Here is a 16,559-nt window from a genome sequence, read left to right on the forward strand (position 1 = left end):
TCAGTCAATTGCTCCCAGCCTTCTGCAACAGGTAACTATCCATAATCCACCCATTCCGCTCCCGCGCCTGCGCGCGAGTCGCGGCAATCCGCTGCGCCACCTCATCCAGCGGCCCGGCAATCAGAATCTCGTCCGCCGTCCCCACATACGCCCCCCAATAGATATGCAGGCCCTGTCCGACAAACCGTAGGTAGGTGTCCTTGGCATCAAGCATCACCGCCACGCTGTCCACGCCTTGTGGCCAGCCCTCGGCCAGCAGGCGGCCGGTGGTGATTTCCACGGCGCGGCCGATCTGGTTCAGTGGTACGCGGTGGCGGGCGGTGAGGGCCTGCAGGCTGGTGATGCCGGGTATCACGTCATAGCTGAGGTCGCTGCGCGCGGCGGCGATGGCCTCGACGATGCGGATGCTGCTGTCGTATAGCGAGGGATCGCCCCAGACCATGAAAGCGGCCGTCTCGCCGTCGCTCATCTGCTCGTCGATCAGTTGCTCGAACACCGCCTGCTTGTCGCGGTTCAGCTCGTCCACGCTGGCGCGGTAGTCGGCGGCGTCGCGTTCGCGTTCCGGCTGCACGCCCTCGGCGAATCGAAGCATGCGTCCTTCGAGGAAGCGCTCGCAGATTTCCCGGCGCAGGGCGTTGAACTTGTGCTTGGCCGGGCCCTTGTCCATCAGGAAGATCACATCACTGCGGCGCAGGGCCTTGATCGCCTGTTGGGTGATGTAGTCCGGGTCGCCGGCGCCGATGCCGACCAGCAGCAGTTGTTTCATGGTCTGTTCCAGGTGGGCGCGCGGGTGCTTGGCGCCAGTTCGTCGATGTGGTGGTAGTCGGCGCCCAGCTCAAAGGCCAGCTGGCGGGCGCGGCCGAGGCGGATGGGCACGCGCTCGATGTCCAGCAGCAGGCCGGGGCAGGGTAGCGCGGTAAGCCGCGGCCAGTCGCGCAGGCGGCCGTCGGTGAGCAGCAGCAGGCGCTGCTGTTCGCCCGGTTTGTGGCGTTGCCGGCGGATGAGCCAAGGCGTGGCTAGTTGCAGTGCCTCGATGATCGGGGTGCCGCCGCCGGCGCCGAGCTGATTCAGCCAGCTGTGTAGCTCAGGCGAGGCCTTCTGCCCTTGCCACAGCCAGCGCGGCCGGGCGCCGCCGGCTTCGAGCACAGCCAGGCGTGCGCGCTGGCGGTAGGCGCTGGCGAACAGCTCGGCGAGCAGGCCCTTGGCCTGGGCCAGGGCGCCATGCCGACGGGTGCTGGCCGAGGCATCGACTATCACCAGCCACAGCTGGCCGGGGCGCAGGCGGCGGGCGTGCCAATGCAGGTCGGCGCGGCGGTGCGGGCGGCCGTGGGCGAGGGTTGCCGGCCAGTCGATGCGCGTGGGCGTGCCAGTGCCACGTGCGCCGCTGCGTCCGCCTTGGGCCTGGCCGGGTTTGGGGAGGGCATCCGCGCCTGGGGCCTGGCGCGGGCGGATGCTCAGGGCTTTTTTGGCCAGGCCGGCGGTTCGCGGCGTTCGCCGAGCGCTACGGTCTGCGGCGGCAGCGCGCCCCACAGGCCTTCGCCCTGGTCCGGTTGCGAGGGCTGTTGTTCCGACTGGTTCGGCGCGGGTGGCTGGCTGGTAGCAGGCGGCGCGAGTTCGCGGCGGCGATGGGCGAGGACGAAGGGCTCCAGAGCGTCGATGTCCTGCACCTCGATCTGGCTGGCGCCGCGCCAGGCGGCGTGGGCGCGGGCGCCGCGCAGCCACACCAGGTCGGCGCGCAGGCCGTCCACGGCGGCGGCGAAGCAGCGCTGGGCGATGGCGTCCAGGCTGGCGTCGTCCAGTGCGATTGCACTCAGGCGCTGGCGGGCCTCCGCGCAGCGCTGGCGCAGGGCTTCCTGCTCGCTTTGCCACTGGGCGAGGAAGGTCTCGGGGGCGTCGTCGAAGGCTAGGCGGCGGCGGACGATCTCGGCACGCTGCGCCGGCTCGGGTGTGCCGCCGAGCTGCACCTTGAGGCCGAAGCGGTCGAGCAGTTGCGGGCGCAGTTCGCCTTCCTCGGGGTTCATGGTGCCGATCAGCACGAAGCGCGCCGGGTGGCTGTGCGACAGGCCATCGCGCTCGATGTGGTTGATGCCGCTGGACGCCACGTCGAGCAGCAGGTCCACCAGGTGGTCGGGGAGCAGGTTGACCTCGTCGACGTAGAGCACGCCGCCGTGGGCATTGGCCAGCACGCCGGGAGAGAAGCGCACGCGGCCCTCACCGAGCGCGGCGTCGAGGTCGAGGGTGCCGACGATGCGTTCCTCGCTGGCGCCCAGCGGCAGGGTGACGAAGCGTCCGCCGTCGAGCAGGTCGGCCACGCCGCGCGCCAGGGTGGACTTGGCCATGCCGCGCGGGCCTTCGATCAGCACGCCGCCCAGGGCTGGGTCGATGGCGGCCAGGCACAGCGCCAGCTTGAGCTCGTCGGCGGCCACCACGGCGGCCAGGGGGAAGTGGGGCTGCATGGCGTTACCTCAGGACAAGGGTTGAAGTTGGATAGGGCGATCGGTTAGCGTGGCAACCATCGTCTTGGAGATCAGCATGTCGTCTCGTCCTTTCCTGAACCGCCTCGTTCGCTGCGCCGCTGTCGGCGTGGCTGGTGTGCGCGCGCAGGTCGAGGCCGTCGCTTATTTCTTTTACGGGTATTGGTTTAGCCAGCGGCGCGCCTGATACCCCACAGGCGCCCCAGAGCAAAGGGTCGCCACCAGAGCGTTTCACGAAACCCCGGTCGGCCACCCGACCGGGGTTTTTGTTTTTCCGGCCCACAAGGCCAGCACGATGCAACCAGAGGATCGAAACATGACCGCTCACACCGCCTATTACCGCAGCTACCGCAACTCCGCCTGGCGATTTAGCAGTGCTGCCGCGCACCTCCGAGAATCCAGTCGAACACCCAGATAGCGCGCCGCGCGTGGCATGAGGCCACGCCGGACGAGGACCACCGCCATGAATGCTTCCGTTACTGCTCTGCGCGCTCAAACCGTGCCGCCATCCACCACTCGCCGCCGCGCCACGCCGCTGCCGAGCCCCACCGATCTGCGCCAGCGCCTGCCGCTGTCCGCCGCCCTCGCCAGTCAGGTGCAGACCCAGCGCCAGGCCATCCGCGCCGTGCTCGACGGCGCCGACCCGCGCCTGCTGGTCGTCGTCGGCCCCTGTTCCCTGCACGATCCGCTTGCCGCCCTGGAATACGCCGACCGCCTGGCCGCACTGGCCCCCGAGGTGAGCGACCAGTTGCTGCTGGTGATGCGCGCCTACGTCGAAAAGCCGCGCACCACCATCGGCTGGAAGGGCCTGGTGTATGACCCGCAGCTGGACGGCAGCGGCGACATGGCCGGCGGCCTGGAACTGTCGCGCCGGCTGATGCTGGCCATGCTCGAACGCGGCCTGCCGGTGGCCAGCGAACTGCTGCAGCCGCTGGTGGCCGGTTACTTCGACGACCTGCTGGGCTGGGCCGCCATCGGCGCGCGCACCAGCGAGTCGCAGGTACACCGCGAACTGGTCAGCGGCCTGGAGCTGCCGGTGGGCTTCAAGAACGGTACCGATGGCAGCCTGTCGATCGCCTGCGACGCCATGCGCTCGGCGGCGCATCCGCACCAGCATTTCGGCGTGGACGGCCTGGGTCGCCCGGCACTGGTCGAGACCGATGGCAACCCGGATACCCACCTGGTGCTGCGCGGCGGCCACGGCGGGCCGAACCATGATGCGGCCAGCGTGGCCGTGGCGCGGGCGAGCCTGGCGAAGCAGGGCATTGCCGCGCGGATCATGGTCGACTGCAGCCACGCCAACAGCGGCAAGGACCCGTTGCGCCAGCCGGCGGTGCTGCGCGACGTGCTCGACCAACGCCTGGCCGGCGACGCCAGCCTGCGCGGGGTGATGCTGGAGAGCCACCTGTTCGACGGCTGCCAGGCGCTGTCCGCCGAGCTGCGCTACGGCGTGTCGATCACCGACGGCTGCCTGGGCTGGAGCGGCACCGAGGCGATGCTGCGCGAGGCGGCCGAGCGACTGCGGGCGGGGCACTGAGGGCATCAGCTTTCCTCCGCATCCAGCAGCAGGTTTTCCAGCTGCGCCCGGTATTCGCCGGGCTCTTGCCAGAGGCCGCGCTGCTGGGCTTCCAGCAGGCGTTCGAGCATGTCCTGCAGCGCGCCGGGGTTGTGCTGCTGGATAAAGGCGCGGGTCTCGCGATTCAGCAGGTAGGCATCGGCCAGCAGGGCGTACTGGTGGTCGTCGACCAGTTCGCTGGTGGCGTCGAAGCCGAACAGGTAGTCGACCGTGGCGGCCAGCTCGAAGGCGCCCTTGTAGCCGTGGCGCTTCATCCCGGCGATCCACTTGGGGTTCACTGCACGGGCGCGCACCACGCGGTTCAGTTCTTCCTTGAGGGTGCGGATGCGCGGGTTGTCCGGTTGGCTGCTGTCGCCGAAGTAGCTGGCGGCCTTGGCGCCGCGCAGGGTCTCGACGGCCGCCAGCATGCCGCCCTGGAACTGGTAGTAGTCGTTGGAGTCGAGGAGGTCGTGCTCGCGGTTGTCCTGGTTGTGCAGTACCGCCTGTAGCTGCTGCAGGCGTTCGGCGAACTGCGCGCGCGCCGGCAGGCCCTCGACGCCCTGGCCGTAGGCGTAGCCGCCCCAGTTCAGGTAGACCTCGGCGAGATCCGCGCGGGTCTGCCACAGGCGTTCCTCCACCGCGTTCTGGATGCCGGCGCCATAGGCGCCCGGCTTGGCGCCGAAGATGCGCCAGCCCGCCTGGTGCCGCGCCTCGACCGGATCGAGGCCCTGGTCCTGATGGGCCAGGGTCTCCTGCCACACCCGTGCCGAGAGCGGGTTCATATGTTCCGGTTCGTCCAGTTCGGCCACTGCCTGCACGGCCGTATCGAACAGGCGGATCAGGTTGGCGAAGGCGTCGCGGAAGAAGCCGGACACGCGCAGGGTCACGTCCACCCGCGGGCGGCCGAGCTGCGCCAGCGGCAGCACCTCGATGCGTTCGACCCGCTGGCTGCCGGGCTGCCACACCGGGCGCACGCCGAGCAGGGCCAGGGCCTGGGCGATGTCGTCGCCGCCGGTGCGCATGGTCGCCGTGCCCCATACCGACAGGCCCAGGCGCCGCAGATGCTCGCCCTCGTCCTGCAGGTGGCGCTGCAGCAGGCGCTCGGCGCTCTGCACGCCGATGCGCCAGGCGGTGGGGGTGGGCAGGTGGCGCACGTCCACCGAATAGAAGTTGCGCCCGGTGGGCAGCACGTCCAGGCGCCCGCGACTGGGCGCGCCACTCGGCCCCGGCGGCACGAAGCGGCCTTCCAGTGCGGCGAGCAGGCCGTTTATTTCGGCGGCGCCGCAGGCGTCCAGCAGCGGGGCGATATGGCCGCGCAGCTCGTTCAGTACCGCGGCGCTGGCCGGACCCGCTGCGGGTGATTCGGGCTGCTCGATCAACTGCAGGGCCAGCAGCTCCAGGCGCTCACGGGTATCGCCACGGCTGCGCCAGGGATCAGTGCTCAGCGCCTGCAGGCTGTCCGGGCGCGGGCCGTGCCAGGGCTCGGCGGGCTCGCCGCCGAGTGGGTCGAATTCCAGCTCAAGGTCCTCGGCGAGGGCGCGCAGCAGGCTGGCGTGCCGGCCCTGACCGTCGCCCCGCGGGATGCGCACCAGGGAGAGCAGGGTGTCGCGGCGCAGGCGCCCGCTCGGCGATTCGCCAAAGCAGTGCAGGCCATCACGGATCTGCGATTCCTTGAGGTCGCACAGGTAGGCGTCCAGCTGCGGCAGCCAGCTGTCCGGGTCGTCGCCCACCTGCAGGCCCAGTTCGCGGTCGAGGCTGGCCTCGCGCACCTTGCGCTGGATCTCGCCGCGCAGCTCCACAGCGCGGCGCGGGTCGAGCTGGCTGGCCTCGTAGTACTCGTCGGCCAGGCGCTCCAGGTCGCGCAGCGGGCCGTAGCTCTCGGCGCGGGTCAGCGGCGGCATCAGGTGGTCGAGGATCACCGCCTGGGTGCGGCGCTTGGCCTGGGCGCCTTCGCCGGGGTCGTTGACGATAAAGGGGTAGAGGTTGGGCAGCGGGCCGAGGATCGCACTCGGCCAGCAGGCCTCGGACAGGCCGACGCTTTTGCCCGGCAGCCACTCCAGGTTGCCGTGCTTGCCGACATGGATCAGTGCGTCGACGGCGAATGCCGTGCGCAACCAGCAGTAGAAGGCCAGATAGCCGTGCGGCGGCACCAGGTCCGGGTCGTGGTACACCGCCGCCGCGTCCAGCTGGTAGCCGCGTGCCGGCTGGATGCCGACGAAGGTCAGGCCGAAGCGCAGGCCGGCGATCATCAGTCGGCCGGCGCGGTACATCGGGTCCTGCTCGGGCGGGCCCCAGCGTTCGATCACTGCACGTTGGTTGGCCTCGGGCAGGCTGGCGAACCAGCTTTGGTAGTCGTCCAGCGCCAGGCTCTGGGCGCAGGGGCGCGCATCGAGGTTGTCGAGGTCGTTGCTCACGCCGCCGAGCAACTGGTGGATCAGCGTGGTGCCGTCGTGCGGCAGGCCCTCGACCGGGTAACCCTGCTGCTGCAGGGCGCGCAGGATATTCAGCGCCGCGGCGGGGGTGTCCAGGCCGACGCCGTTGCCGATGCGGCCGTCGCGGGTCGGGTAGTTGGCCAGGATCAGGGCGACGCGTTTGTCCGCGTTAGCCTTGGCGGCAAGCTGGGTCCAGCGCCGCGCCAGCTCGGCGACGAAGTCCATGCCCGGCAGGTGCGGGCGGTAGCGCACCACGTCGCTCTGGCTGCGCTCGCTGCGCGCGGCCACGCCCTTGAAGGTGATCGGCCGGGTGATCAGGCGGCCGTCCAGCTCCGGCAGGGCGATATGCATGGCCAGGTCGCGCGGGCCCAGGCCCTGGGCGCTGGCCTGCCACTGCTCCTCGCTGTCCAGCGCGCAGAGCGCCTGCAGCACCGGCACGTCGCGGCGGAACGGCCGCTCCTGCGGTGCCTCCGGGTTGGACTGGGCAAACCCCGTGGTGTTGAGGATCACCGCAGCGTCGGCCTGGTCCAGCCAGGTCTCGACCCGGGCCAGGCACTCGGCCTCCTTGAGGCTGGCCACGGCGATGGGCAGCGGATTCAGCCCCTGCAGTTGCAGGCGCTGGTAGAAGGTGTCGACGAAGGCGGTATTGGCCGCCTGCACCTGGGCCCGGTAGAACAGCAGCGCGGCCACCGGTCGGCCGGGCTGCCAGTCGGCGCGCCAGTGCTCCAGGGTGGCTTCACTGTGGCGCGGGTGGTGGATCAGCGTGCGCGGCAGGGCGCGCGGCTCGCGCCACGGGTAGTCGCGCTGCAGCCAGCGGCTGGCGAGGCAGTGCAGCAGATGGCGGGCGTTGTCCGCGCCGCCCTGGCGCAGGTACTGCCACAGGCGCTGGCTGTCCTCGGTCGGCACGTTGCTCAAGCTGGTCAGCTCGGGATCGGGGCGGTCGTCGCCGGGCACCAGAATGATCCTGGCGCCTTGCCGGCCCAGCTCGACCACACGCTCGATGCCGTAGCGCCAGTAGCTGACGCCGCCGTGTACCGAGACCAGGATGACCCGTGCGTGGCGCAGCACCTGCTCGACGTAGAGATCCACCGAGGCGTGGTTGGGCAGCTGCGCCGGGCTGGCCAGGCGCAGGCTGGGGAAGTCCGCGGGCAGCTCGCGCGCCACCTCGGCCAGCAAGGACAGGTGCGAGTCGCCAGTGCAGAGGATCACCAGCTCGGCTGGGGTCTGGCCGAGGTCGGCGATGCTGTCGGCCGGCAGGGTGACGCCGGCCTGGGCGCGCAGCAGGTGCATGTCAGCCGGCCAGCGCGGCCTGCAGCTGCGCCTCGATGGCTGCGCGGTCGAGGCCCTGGCCGATCAGCACCAGGCGGCTGACGCGCGGCTCGTCTGCGCTCCAGGCGCGGTCGAAGTGGCGGTCGAAGCGCTGGCCGACGCCCTGCACCAGCAGGCGCATGGCCTTGCCGGGGATGGCGGCGAAGCCCTTGACGCGCAGGATGCCGTGCCTGGCCACGGCGTCCTTCAGGGCGGCCAGCAGGCGCGCCTCCTCGGCTTCCGGCAGGATCAGGTCGAAGGCGTCGAACGCGTCGTGGTCGTGGTCTTCGTCTTCCTCGTCGTGGTGGGTGCGGCGGGCGTCGATATGCAGCTCGGTCGCGCAGTTCAGGCCCAGCAGCACCTCCAGCGGCAGCTCGCCGCCCTGGGCCTCGATCACCTTGACCGCCGGCGGCAGTTCCTCGACCACTTCGGCGCGCACGGCAGCCAGGGCGGCGGCGTCGAGCAGGTCGGTCTTGTTCAGCAGCACCAGGTCGGCGCTGGCCAGCTGGTCGGCGAACAGCTCGTGCAGCGGCGATTCGTGGTCGAGGTTCGGGTCCTGCTGGCGCTGGGCATCCACCTGTTCGGGGAAGGCGGCGAAGGTGCCGGCGGCCACGGCCGGGCTGTCGACCACGGTGATCACCGCATCCACGGTGCAGGCGGTGCGGATTTCCGGCCAGTTGAAGGCCTGCACCAGCGGCTTGGGCAACGCCAGGCCGCTGGTCTCGATGAGGATATGGTCCAGCTCGCCGCGGCGCGCCACCAGTTCGCGCATCACCGGGAAGAATTCTTCCTGCACGGTGCAGCACAGGCAGCCGTTGGCCAGTTCGAAGATGCGGCCGTTGGCTTCCTCCTCGCTGCAGCCGATGGCGCACTGCTTGAGGATGGCGCCGTCGATGCCCAGCTCGCCGAACTCGTTGACTATCACCGCGATGCGCCGGCCGCCGGCATGCCCGAGCATGTGACGGAGCAGGGTGGTTTTGCCGGCGCCGAGGAAGCCGGTGACGATGGTGACGGGAAGTTTGGAGAGGGTTTGCATGGAGGGCCCCGGAGCGTCGGTGAATTCGACGGACGGGCAGGGGCAGGCCGGCGTCCGGACGGACGCGGGCCTTGCACCACCGGATCACCCCGCCCGGACAGTTAGCTGGTTTGTCGAGGCAGGTCTCCTGGCTCACGGTGTGCGCTGGGCGCGCTCCCTTCACCTTCCCGCCGTTGGCAGTGGTGCATCGAAGGGGCTTGAACCGTTCACAGTTGCGGGGGCAGCCAGGGCATAAACCCTGTTCCCTCTTAGCTGCACCCGCACGGGTGCAGAACCTCGAAAGGGCGGAAGGCTACGCAGTGCCCGCGGGCCGGTCAACCTTGGCGGTTGACGCTGGTGCGGGCTTCGTGATGTTCTAGAAAAGCTGTTTCAGGTGTCTCGCACCGGCGTGTGCGAGGTGAAACGGGAAGCCGGTGGGTCTCTTGCGAGACGAGTCCGGCGCTGCCCCCGCAACGGTAAGCGTACGTAGGGTTCTTGTAGTCACTGCACCGACAGGTGTGGGAAGGCTGACCCAGTCACTGTCGAGTAGACAGTCGTCGCAAGCCCGGAGACCGGCCTGAATCCTCGTTTGGCAACCCGCGGTGGGCGGGTGCGCGCCGGATTCAGGCCCCGGATGGGCCTGCACGTGCTGCGTCCTTCTGCCCCGTTTTCACATCACCAGAAGGTCAGCTCATGTCCAGCAGCGCACTGTCGTCTTCCGCATCCGTTACCCGTCCTCTCTCGCAACGCCTGCTCCTGGCCGTTGGCAGCTGCCTGCTCGGCGGCGCCCTGATCTTCGTCGCCGGCTTCTCGCACATCGAGGCGATGCACAACGCCGCCCACGATACCCGGCACAGCGCCGCGTTCCCCTGCCACTAAGCCGCCAGTTCACCTGAGCGCTGCTGCCATGTATGGCGGCGGCGCTGCCTTGCCGCTGTTTCGAGAAGTCCCGAGATGATCAAACGTATCGCCCAGACGGCCGGTTTTTCCGGCCTGCTCGCCGCCATCGTGCTGACCCTGCTGCAAAGCCTGTGGGTCACCCCGCTGATCCTGCAGGCGGAAAGCTACGAGAACGCCGCGCCGGCGCAAGCCGTGGTGGCCGAGCACAGCCATGCCGCCGCTGAACCGGCTCACGAGCATGCACAGGCGGAGGTCGCCGGCCATAGCCACGATGGCGAAGCCTGGGCCCCCGAAGACGGCTGGCAGCGCAGCCTGGCCACCGGCCTGAGCAACCTAGTGGTGGCGGTCGGTTTCGCCCTGATGCTGGCCGGTCTGTTCACCCTGCGCGCGCCGGGCCGGACCTGGCAGGGCCTGCTCTGGGGGCTGGGCGGTTTCGCCACCTTCTCCCTGGCGCCATCCGCCGGCCTGCCGCCGGAGCTGCCGGGCACCGCCGCCGCCGACCTGCTGCTGCGCCAGTACTGGTGGATCGGCACCGCCCTCGCCACCGCCGCCGGCCTGGGTCTGCTGGCGTTCGCCCGCCACTGGGCGTTGCGCATCGCCGGCCTGGTGTTGCTGGCGCTGCCGCACCTGATCGGCGCGCCGCAGCCGGACGTGCACCAGAGCCTGGCGCCGGAGGCCCTGGAGCGCGAGTTCATCCTTGCCTCGCTGCTGACCAATGCGCTGTTCTGGTCCGCCCTGGGTCTGGCCGCGGCCTGGTTCTTCGCCCGTGGTGCCCGGCAGGATGCCTGATCCGGTGATCATCGCCGGCCTCGGCTGCCGTCGCGGCTGCACGGCGGCCGAACTGCGCGAGCTGCTGGAAAAGACCCTGGAGCAGCTTGCGCTGCCGCTGAGCGCGCTGGATGGCCTGGCCAGCAGTGCGCACAAGCGGGGCGAGGCGGGGCTGCTGCAACTGGCTGCCGGCCTCGGCTTGACGATGGATTTCTACGCCGCCGAGCAACTGACGCCCTACGAGTCGCAACTGAGCGAAGGCTCGGACCTGGTGCGTGAACTGACTGGTTCCGCCAGCGTGGCCGAGGCCAGTGCCCTGGCCAGTGCCAGCGAACGTTCCGGTCGCGCCGCCCTGCTGATCTGCCCCAAACAGCGCAGCGCCGCTGCGACCCTGGCCATCGCCCGCGCCTGAATCGGAACCTTCCATGACCGTCTATTTCATCGGCGCCGGCCCCGGCGACCCGGAGCTGATCACCGTCAAGGGCCAGCGCCTGATCCGCAGCTGCCCGGTGATTCTCTACGCCGGCTCGCTGGTGCCCGAGGCCGTGCTGCAGGGCCTCAGCGCCGAACAGGTGGTGAACACCGCCGAGCTGCATCTGGACCAGATCATCGCGCTGATCCGCGCAGCCGCCGAACGCGGCCAGGATGTGGCCCGCGTGCATTCCGGCGATCCGTCCCTGTATGGCGCCATCGGCGAGCAGATCCGTCAGCTACGGGCGCTGGGCATCGCCTTCGAGATCGTGCCTGGGGTGACCGCCACGGCCGCCTGCGCGGCGCTGCTGGAAAGCGAGCTGACCCTGCCCGAGGTGTCGCAGACGGTGATCCTCACCCGCTACGGGCACAACTCGCCGATGCCGGCGGGAGAGGCGCTGGGCGCCCTGGCCAGCCATCGCGCAACCCTGGCCATCCACCTGGGCGTGCAGCACCTGGCGCGCATCGTCGAGGAATTGCTGCCGCATTACGGCGCCGACTGCCCGGTCGCCGTGGTCCATCGCGCCAGCTGGCCGGATCAGGACTGGGTGCGCGGCACCCTGGCGGATATCGAGGCGAAGGTGGCCGGGAAGGGTTTCCGGCGCACCGCGCTGATCCTGGTCGGTCGGGTGCTGGGCGCCGAGGATTTCGCCGACTCGGCGCTGTATCACGCCGATACCCACCACCTGTTCAGGGCAGACGGCGCAGGCAGTAAAGGCTGAGGTCGGTGCTGGCCCGGTTGTCGGCGATGGCGATCTCGCCGCCCAGTGCTTGCAGGCGGGTATTCAGCTCGCTGGCGTAGAGCGCCTGGCGAAAGCGCGGGTAGTCCAGCTGCGGTGCCAGCCACTGCTGCAGCTGCGGCAGCCGGAAGGCCCAGTAAGCAACCCGGCAATCGAAGCCGGTCGCCTGCAGGCGAGCGAGCAGGTCGGTATCGCCGGCGAGCACGGCCTGGCAGTGGGCGAAAAGGCTTTCCACGGAATCGTTCATGGCGGCGAATATTGCGTGCCGGTGGGGGTTGCGGGCAACCTGTGCGACCAGAGAAATGCCGCAAGGACCGATCATGCGCGACTACCAATGGCTGCACGAATACTGCCTCAACCGCTTCGGCTCGGCCGCGGCGCTGGAGGCCATGCTGCCGCAGCCGAAGAGCGACGCCGAGTTGCGCGCCCTGGGCGACGACCGCTACCTGTCGCTGATCGCCCTGCGCGTATTCCGCGCCGGCCTCAAGCACAGCCTGGTGGACGCCAAGTGGCCGGCCTTCGAGGAAGTGTTCTTCGGCTTCGTCCCGGAGAAGGTGGCGCTGATGAGCGCCGAGCATCTGGAGCGGCTGATGCAGGATGCGCGCATCATCCGCCACCTGGGCAAGCTCAAGAGCGTGCCGCGCAACGCCCAGTTCGTGCTGGACGTGCAGCAGGACAAAGGCAGCTTCGGCGCGCTGATCGCCGACTGGCCGGTGACCGATATCGTCGGCCTGTGGAAGTACCTGGCCAAGCACGGCAGCCAGCTCGGCGGGCTGTCGGCACCGCGCCTGCTGCGCATGATCGGCAAGGACACCTTCATCCCCACCGACGACATGGTCGCCGCGCTCAAGGCCCAGGAAATCATCGACAAGGCGCCGACCAGCCTCAAGGAACTAGCCACCGTGCAGGCGGCCTTCAATCAGTGGCATGCCGAGAGCGGCCGGCCGCTGTGTCAGCTGTCGGTGATGCTGGCGCATACGGTCAATCACTGACAAAGCCACTGCGCTCGCCAGCTCGCGACGCTTTGGATTCCGCGTGGAGGTCGTATGGAACAGGACATCATCCGCATCGCCCAGGCCATCGAGCGGGCTGAGCGCATTCTGATCATCACCGGCGCCGGGCTGTCCGCCGACTCGGGGCTGCCGACCTATCGCGGCCTCGGCGGCCTGTACAACGGCCTGACGCCGGAAGGCCTGCCGATCGAGGCGGCGCTGTCCGGGCCGATGCTGCGGCGCGCCCCGGCGCTGTGCTGGAAGTACCTGGCCGAGCTGGGCAAGGCCTGCCTGGGCGCCCGCCCGAATGCCGGCCATGCGGCCATCGCCGAGCTGCAGCGGCGCAAGCCCGGTTGCTGGGTGCTGACGCAGAACATCGATGGCTATCACCGCCAGGCCGGTTCGCCGGCGCAGCGCCTGATCGAGATCCACGGCCAGCTGGCGCCGCTGTATTGCCAGTCCTGCGGCGCCGAGGACCCCGAGCTGGCCGCGCACCTGCAGCGGCCCTTGCCGCCGCGCTGTGCCCAATGCGGGGGCATCCTGCGCCCGCCGGTGGTGCTGTTCGAGGAAATGCTGCCGGAGCAGGCCATCGACAAACTCTACGACGAGGTGTGCAAGGGCTTCGAGGTGGTGCTGGCGGTGGGCACCACGGCGAGCTTCCCCTACATCGTCGAACCCCTGCTGCAGGCCCGCAGGAACGGGGGTTTCACCGCGGAAATAAACCCTGCGACAACTGACCTCAGTGGCTGGGTGGACGCCCACATAATGCGGGGGTCTTTAGATGTTTTGCCGGAACTACTGAGTCACATTTCTCGGCATTGAATTTGCAATCCTGGTCTTCAGCGGGCATAGTCGCCCCCTCATAAAAACCAGACAAACACGGTCGTGCCCATGCTAAAGCGCTTCGCACCCCTCGTGCCACTTGCACTGATTACCCTCCTGGCGGCCTGTGCCGGCCAGGTTCCGCAGCAGCCGATCGAGCAGCTTGCGGTCGAGCCGGAAGCCGTCGAGTACATCTCCGACGAGCAGATGATGGCCGATATCACCGACGACAAACCCTATGCGCTGCCGCAGCTGGCAGACAGCATCCTCAGTCAGGGCCTGTCCCTGGTCGGCACCAAGTACCGTTTCGGCGGCACCTCGGTGAAGACCGGCTTCGACTGCAGCGGTTTCATCGGTTTCCTGTTTCGTGAAGAGGCCGGCATGAAGCTGCCGCGCTCGACCCGCGAAATGATCAACCTGGATGCCCCGCTGGTGGCCCGCGAAGAGCTTGAGCCGGGCGACATCATCTTCTTCAACAACCGTGGCCGTGGCCGCGTCAGCCATGCCGGCATCTACCTGGGCGATGACCAGTTCATCCACTCCAGCAGCAGCCGCAGCGGTGGCGTGCGCATCGACAGCCTGGACGACAGCTACTGGAATCGCAGCTACATGGAAGCCAAGCGCGCCCTGGCGCTGGCCCCGCAGCTGCAGGCCGAGCGTTCGGTCCAGCGTTAAGCCTGCACGGGCACAGGGCTTGCGCCTGTGCCCGGCGCGCGGCAGAGTAGGGCGCATTCCGGCCAGGATCGCCCGCCATGCATGTAACGGCTCGCTTCGCCCTGCTAGCCCTCGCCGCGCTGCTCACCGCCTGCGCCGGCAACGCTCCCTCTCCTGATTACCCCGTCGACCCTTTTCCCATCGTTGGCAACGAAAATGCCGATGATGTGCTGATGAGTGCCATCGGCCTGGTTGGCACGCCCTATCGTTATGGCGGCAACACCCCGGACGGCGGCTTCGACTGCAGTGGCCTGATCGGTTACGTGTACCGCAACTCGGCCGGCATCCAGCTGCCGCGCTCGACCCGCGAGATGATCAACCTGCGCGCCCCGACGGTCAGCCGCAATGCCCTGCAGAGCGGTGACCTGCTGTTCTTCGCCACCAATGGCGGCGGCCAGGTCAGCCATGCCGGCATCTATGTCGGCGAGGGGCGTTTCGTCCATGCGCCGTCCAGCGGCGGTACGGTACGGCTGGACACTCTGAGCACGGCCTACTGGCAGAAGGCCTACCTCAGCGCCAAGCGCGTGCTGGCGCCGGCGCAGCTGGCGCGCCAGCCATGACCAATCGCACCCTCAACCTCGAGGACAGCCTCTACCAGTACCTGCTGGATGTCTCCCTGCGCGAGACCCCGCTGCTCAAGCGCCTGCGCGACGAGACGGCGCAGCTGGCCAGCGCGCACTGGCAGATCGCCCCCGAGCAGGGCCAGTTCATGGCCCTGCTGGTGCAACTGACCGGTGCCCGGCGCATTCTCGAGATCGGCACCTTCACCGGCTACAGCGCCCTGTGCATGGCCGCCGCCATGCCGGCCGACGGCCAGTTGATCTGCTGCGACCTGCCCGGCGACTACAACGCCATCGCCCGTCGCTACTGGTACGAAGCCGGCCTGCTGGAGCGTATCGAGCTGCGCCTGGCGCCGGCCCTGGAAACTCTCAACGCGCTGGAGCGAGGCGGGCAGGGCGAGAGCTTCGATCTGATCTTCATCGACGCCGACAAGGCCAACTACCCGGTGTACCTGGAACACGCTCTGGTGTTGGCGCGCCAGGGCGGGCTGATCCTGTTCGACAACGTGCTGTGGAGCGGCCGGGTGCTCGAGCAGAACCCGGACAGCGCCGACACCCGCGCCATCCAGGCGCTCAACCGCACCCTCAAGCGCGACCGGCGTGTCGATCTGTCCCTGCTGCCGCTGGGCGACGGCCTGACCCTCTGTCGCAAGCGTTGAGCTTTCAGCGCATCAGACAGTAGTTAATGAGCTGTTCTTCGATGCTTTGGCGTTGACGCAGAATCAGGGCGACAACTACCAGTGCTTCGACTTCGTCGTATTGATAGAGGATGCGATAGTCCTCCAGATGCAGCTCCCGGTAATGGTTGATACCCAGCAGTGCGGCTTGCTGGCAGATCGGGGCCGCCATCGGATGGTGCTTCAGGCGTTTCTCTGCACTCTTGATCAACTCGACCAGTCTGGCTTGCGCCAATTGGGTGCCGTGATAAGGCGCCAGGTGATGCAGTTGAGAGACCAGGCTTTCCTCTGCAGTTGTGGTGTAGCTGACCTTAATCGTCTTGCTCATCGGGCTTGGCTCCTGCCGATCCCTGAGCAGCTGGGCTGCGCTGTTTCAGGCGTTCCAGCAAGCTATCCCCCGAGATCAGGCGGCCTTCAGCCTTGTCGCGCTCGGCGAAAGACAACAGCTTGATCAGCGCCAGGGCTTCGTCCCGACGCTTGCGCTCGGCGTAGGACTCGACCACATAGGCCGGTACGCCATTCTGGGTGATAACCATCGGTTCGCTGAGATCCAGCGAAGCAGCATGCTGCTTCAGGTAGCTGATGGTTTGAACTTTCATGGCGTGCCTCCTGGTGGTGGAAGGAAGTCAGCCCCGGCATGGGGATAGCTGCCTTCAAGAGAGCGTGCCGGTTACGGCGTGCTGTGTCAGCCTACATATAGTCTTAATTTAGGCTGATGGCAATCTGGGTAATGCGACTGAGGTCGGTGAATCGCAGCGCTTCTTCGTTGACGCTCCACCCCCAACCTTCTACCCTGCGCCCCTTGCTACAGGTGCCCCGGCCGCGACGCGTCCACGGGGTGAAACAGGGAAGCCGGTTCATTCAGTCGAACAATCCGGCGCTGCCCCCGCAACGGTAGGTGAGTCAAGGATCGCATCCAGCCACTGTGTCATTCGACATGGGAAGGCGCGACCGGGAGTCTGTAGATTCTGCTCACAAGCCCGGAGACCGGCCTGAAGCGATCCACGGCATTGCGGCGGGCTTTGCGAGTGGGTGGGCCTGCTCGGCCTCCCCGTGTGTTGTCCTCCTGCTGCCTCTGTTTTCTGTGTCGGCGCCGCGCCTGTTGAAGGTCGTGGTGCTGCTGCTTTGCCG

19 protein-coding genes and 3 riboswitches are annotated in these 16,559 nt (G+C 68.5%); of the genes, 11 read left to right on the plus strand and 8 right to left on the minus strand.

All coding sequences use genetic code 11. The features are described 5' to 3' along the window. Positions 1-4 precede the first annotated feature (4 nt). The 3 genes from cobF to F3I16_RS07340 are packed head-to-tail and all read right to left on the minus strand — an operon-like array spanning position 5 to position 2,456. A complete protein-coding gene (gene cobF, locus F3I16_RS07330; RefSeq protein ID WP_160493070.1) occupies positions 5-766 on the minus strand; it encodes a precorrin-6A synthase (deacetylating) in 762 nt (253 codons plus the stop codon). Next, on the minus strand, positions 763-1,473 hold the full coding sequence (locus F3I16_RS07335; protein WP_218573185.1) for a VWA domain-containing protein: 711 nt from the start codon (positions 1,471-1,473) through the stop codon (positions 763-765). The genes cobF and F3I16_RS07335 overlap by 4 nt, the downstream gene beginning before the upstream one ends. Further along, complete coding sequence (locus F3I16_RS07340; RefSeq protein WP_160493072.1) at positions 1,455-2,456, minus strand: ATP-binding protein; 1,002 nt, start codon at positions 2,454-2,456, stop codon at positions 1,455-1,457. Before F3I16_RS07340 ends, F3I16_RS07335 begins: the two co-directional genes overlap by 19 nt. 49 nt (positions 2,457-2,505) lie before the next feature. On the opposite strand from F3I16_RS07340, the gene F3I16_RS21005 reads away from it, so the two are divergent. Continuing rightward, positions 2,506-2,661: a hypothetical protein gene (locus tag F3I16_RS21005; RefSeq protein WP_178116649.1), complete on the plus strand. Its 156-nt coding sequence runs from the start codon at positions 2,506-2,508 to the stop codon at positions 2,659-2,661. A gap of 276 nt (positions 2,662-2,937) precedes the next feature. Beyond that, positions 2,938-4,011, plus strand: a complete 1,074-nt coding sequence (locus F3I16_RS07345) for a 3-deoxy-7-phosphoheptulonate synthase (RefSeq protein WP_160493073.1) — start codon at positions 2,938-2,940, stop codon at positions 4,009-4,011. A 5-nt stretch (positions 4,012-4,016) separates the two neighbouring features. Here F3I16_RS07345 and cobN read toward each other — a convergent pair whose 3' ends face one another. Both cobN and cobW read right to left on the minus strand, forming a co-directional pair. Next, positions 4,017-7,751 (minus strand): cobaltochelatase subunit CobN, encoded by a 3,735-nt coding sequence (gene cobN, locus F3I16_RS07350; protein WP_160493074.1) that lies wholly within the window; start codon positions 7,749-7,751, stop codon positions 4,017-4,019. A gap of 1 nt (position 7,752) precedes the next feature. Continuing rightward, the gene (cobW, locus tag F3I16_RS07355) at positions 7,753-8,805 is read right to left on the minus strand and encodes a cobalamin biosynthesis protein CobW (RefSeq protein ID WP_160493075.1); all 1,053 of its coding nucleotides are present in this window, start codon (positions 8,803-8,805) and stop codon (positions 7,753-7,755) included. Between the two features lie 99 nt (positions 8,806-8,904). After that, a riboswitch (cobalamin riboswitch) is annotated at positions 8,905-9,099 on the minus strand. Between the two features lie 60 nt (positions 9,100-9,159). Then, positions 9,160-9,380, plus strand: a riboswitch (cobalamin riboswitch). Positions 9,381-9,477: 97 nt separating this feature from the next. Here cobW and F3I16_RS07360 point away from each other — a divergent pair. The 4 genes from F3I16_RS07360 to cobM all read left to right on the plus strand — a co-directional run bounded on the left by F3I16_RS07360 (position 9,478) and on the right by cobM (position 11,645). Then, the gene (locus tag F3I16_RS07360; protein WP_160493076.1) at positions 9,478-9,663 is read left to right on the plus strand and encodes a CbtB domain-containing protein; all 186 of its coding nucleotides are present in this window, start codon (positions 9,478-9,480) and stop codon (positions 9,661-9,663) included. Positions 9,664-9,738: 75 nt separating this feature from the next. After that, entirely contained in the window at positions 9,739-10,473 is a 735-nt protein-coding gene (locus F3I16_RS07365) for a CbtA family protein (RefSeq protein WP_160493077.1), read from the plus strand. After that, complete coding sequence (locus F3I16_RS07370) at positions 10,466-10,864, plus strand: cobalamin biosynthesis protein (RefSeq protein ID WP_160493078.1); 399 nt, start codon at positions 10,466-10,468, stop codon at positions 10,862-10,864. Before F3I16_RS07365 ends, F3I16_RS07370 begins: the two co-directional genes overlap by 8 nt. A gap of 13 nt (positions 10,865-10,877) precedes the next feature. After that, entirely contained in the window at positions 10,878-11,645 is a 768-nt protein-coding gene (gene cobM, locus F3I16_RS07375) for a precorrin-4 C(11)-methyltransferase (protein ID WP_160493079.1), read from the plus strand. On the opposite strand, the gene F3I16_RS07380 is transcribed toward cobM, so the two are convergent. Further along, entirely contained in the window at positions 11,614-11,898 is a 285-nt protein-coding gene (locus F3I16_RS07380; protein WP_160493080.1) for a hypothetical protein, read from the minus strand. The two genes, cobM and F3I16_RS07380, sit on opposite strands and share 32 nt — an antisense overlap. Positions 11,899-11,983: 85 nt before the next feature. Here F3I16_RS07380 and F3I16_RS07385 point away from each other — a divergent pair, with 85 nt between their 5' ends. From F3I16_RS07385 to F3I16_RS07405, 5 genes are all read left to right on the plus strand, one after another. Next, positions 11,984-12,655, plus strand: a complete 672-nt coding sequence (locus F3I16_RS07385; RefSeq protein ID WP_160493081.1) for a DNA-3-methyladenine glycosylase I — start codon at positions 11,984-11,986, stop codon at positions 12,653-12,655. 54 nt (positions 12,656-12,709) lie between these two features. Beyond that, the gene (locus tag F3I16_RS07390) at positions 12,710-13,477 is read left to right on the plus strand and encodes an NAD-dependent deacylase (protein WP_160493082.1); all 768 of its coding nucleotides are present in this window, start codon (positions 12,710-12,712) and stop codon (positions 13,475-13,477) included. Between the two features lie 69 nt (positions 13,478-13,546). Further along, positions 13,547-14,152 carry a C40 family peptidase gene (locus F3I16_RS07395; RefSeq protein WP_160493083.1) on the plus strand — a complete coding sequence of 202 codons (606 nt, stop codon included), beginning with the start codon at positions 13,547-13,549 and terminating at the stop codon, positions 14,150-14,152. Positions 14,153-14,229: 77 nt separating this feature from the next. Next, complete coding sequence (locus F3I16_RS07400; protein WP_160493084.1) at positions 14,230-14,751, plus strand: C40 family peptidase; 522 nt, start codon at positions 14,230-14,232, stop codon at positions 14,749-14,751. Continuing rightward, positions 14,748-15,410 carry an O-methyltransferase gene (locus tag F3I16_RS07405; protein ID WP_160493085.1) on the plus strand — a complete coding sequence of 221 codons (663 nt, stop codon included), beginning with the start codon at positions 14,748-14,750 and terminating at the stop codon, positions 15,408-15,410. Before F3I16_RS07400 ends, F3I16_RS07405 begins: the two co-directional genes overlap by 4 nt. 4 nt (positions 15,411-15,414) lie before the next feature. On the opposite strand, the gene F3I16_RS07410 is transcribed toward F3I16_RS07405, so the two are convergent. Together F3I16_RS07410 and F3I16_RS07415 are read right to left on the minus strand one after the other, a co-directional pair. Beyond that, entirely contained in the window at positions 15,415-15,756 is a 342-nt protein-coding gene (locus tag F3I16_RS07410) for a type II toxin-antitoxin system RelE/ParE family toxin (RefSeq protein WP_160493086.1), read from the minus strand. Further along, positions 15,740-16,027 (minus strand): type II toxin-antitoxin system Phd/YefM family antitoxin, encoded by a 288-nt coding sequence (locus F3I16_RS07415; protein WP_160493087.1) that lies wholly within the window; start codon positions 16,025-16,027, stop codon positions 15,740-15,742. The genes F3I16_RS07410 and F3I16_RS07415 overlap by 17 nt, the downstream gene beginning before the upstream one ends. A 193-nt stretch (positions 16,028-16,220) precedes the next feature. Beyond that, a riboswitch (cobalamin riboswitch) is annotated at positions 16,221-16,439 on the plus strand. Positions 16,440-16,559: the final 120 nt, after the last annotated feature.

Source organism: Pseudomonas sp. L-22-4S-12 (assembly GCF_009799935.1).
Classification (GTDB): domain Bacteria; phylum Pseudomonadota; class Gammaproteobacteria; order Pseudomonadales; family Pseudomonadaceae; genus Aquipseudomonas.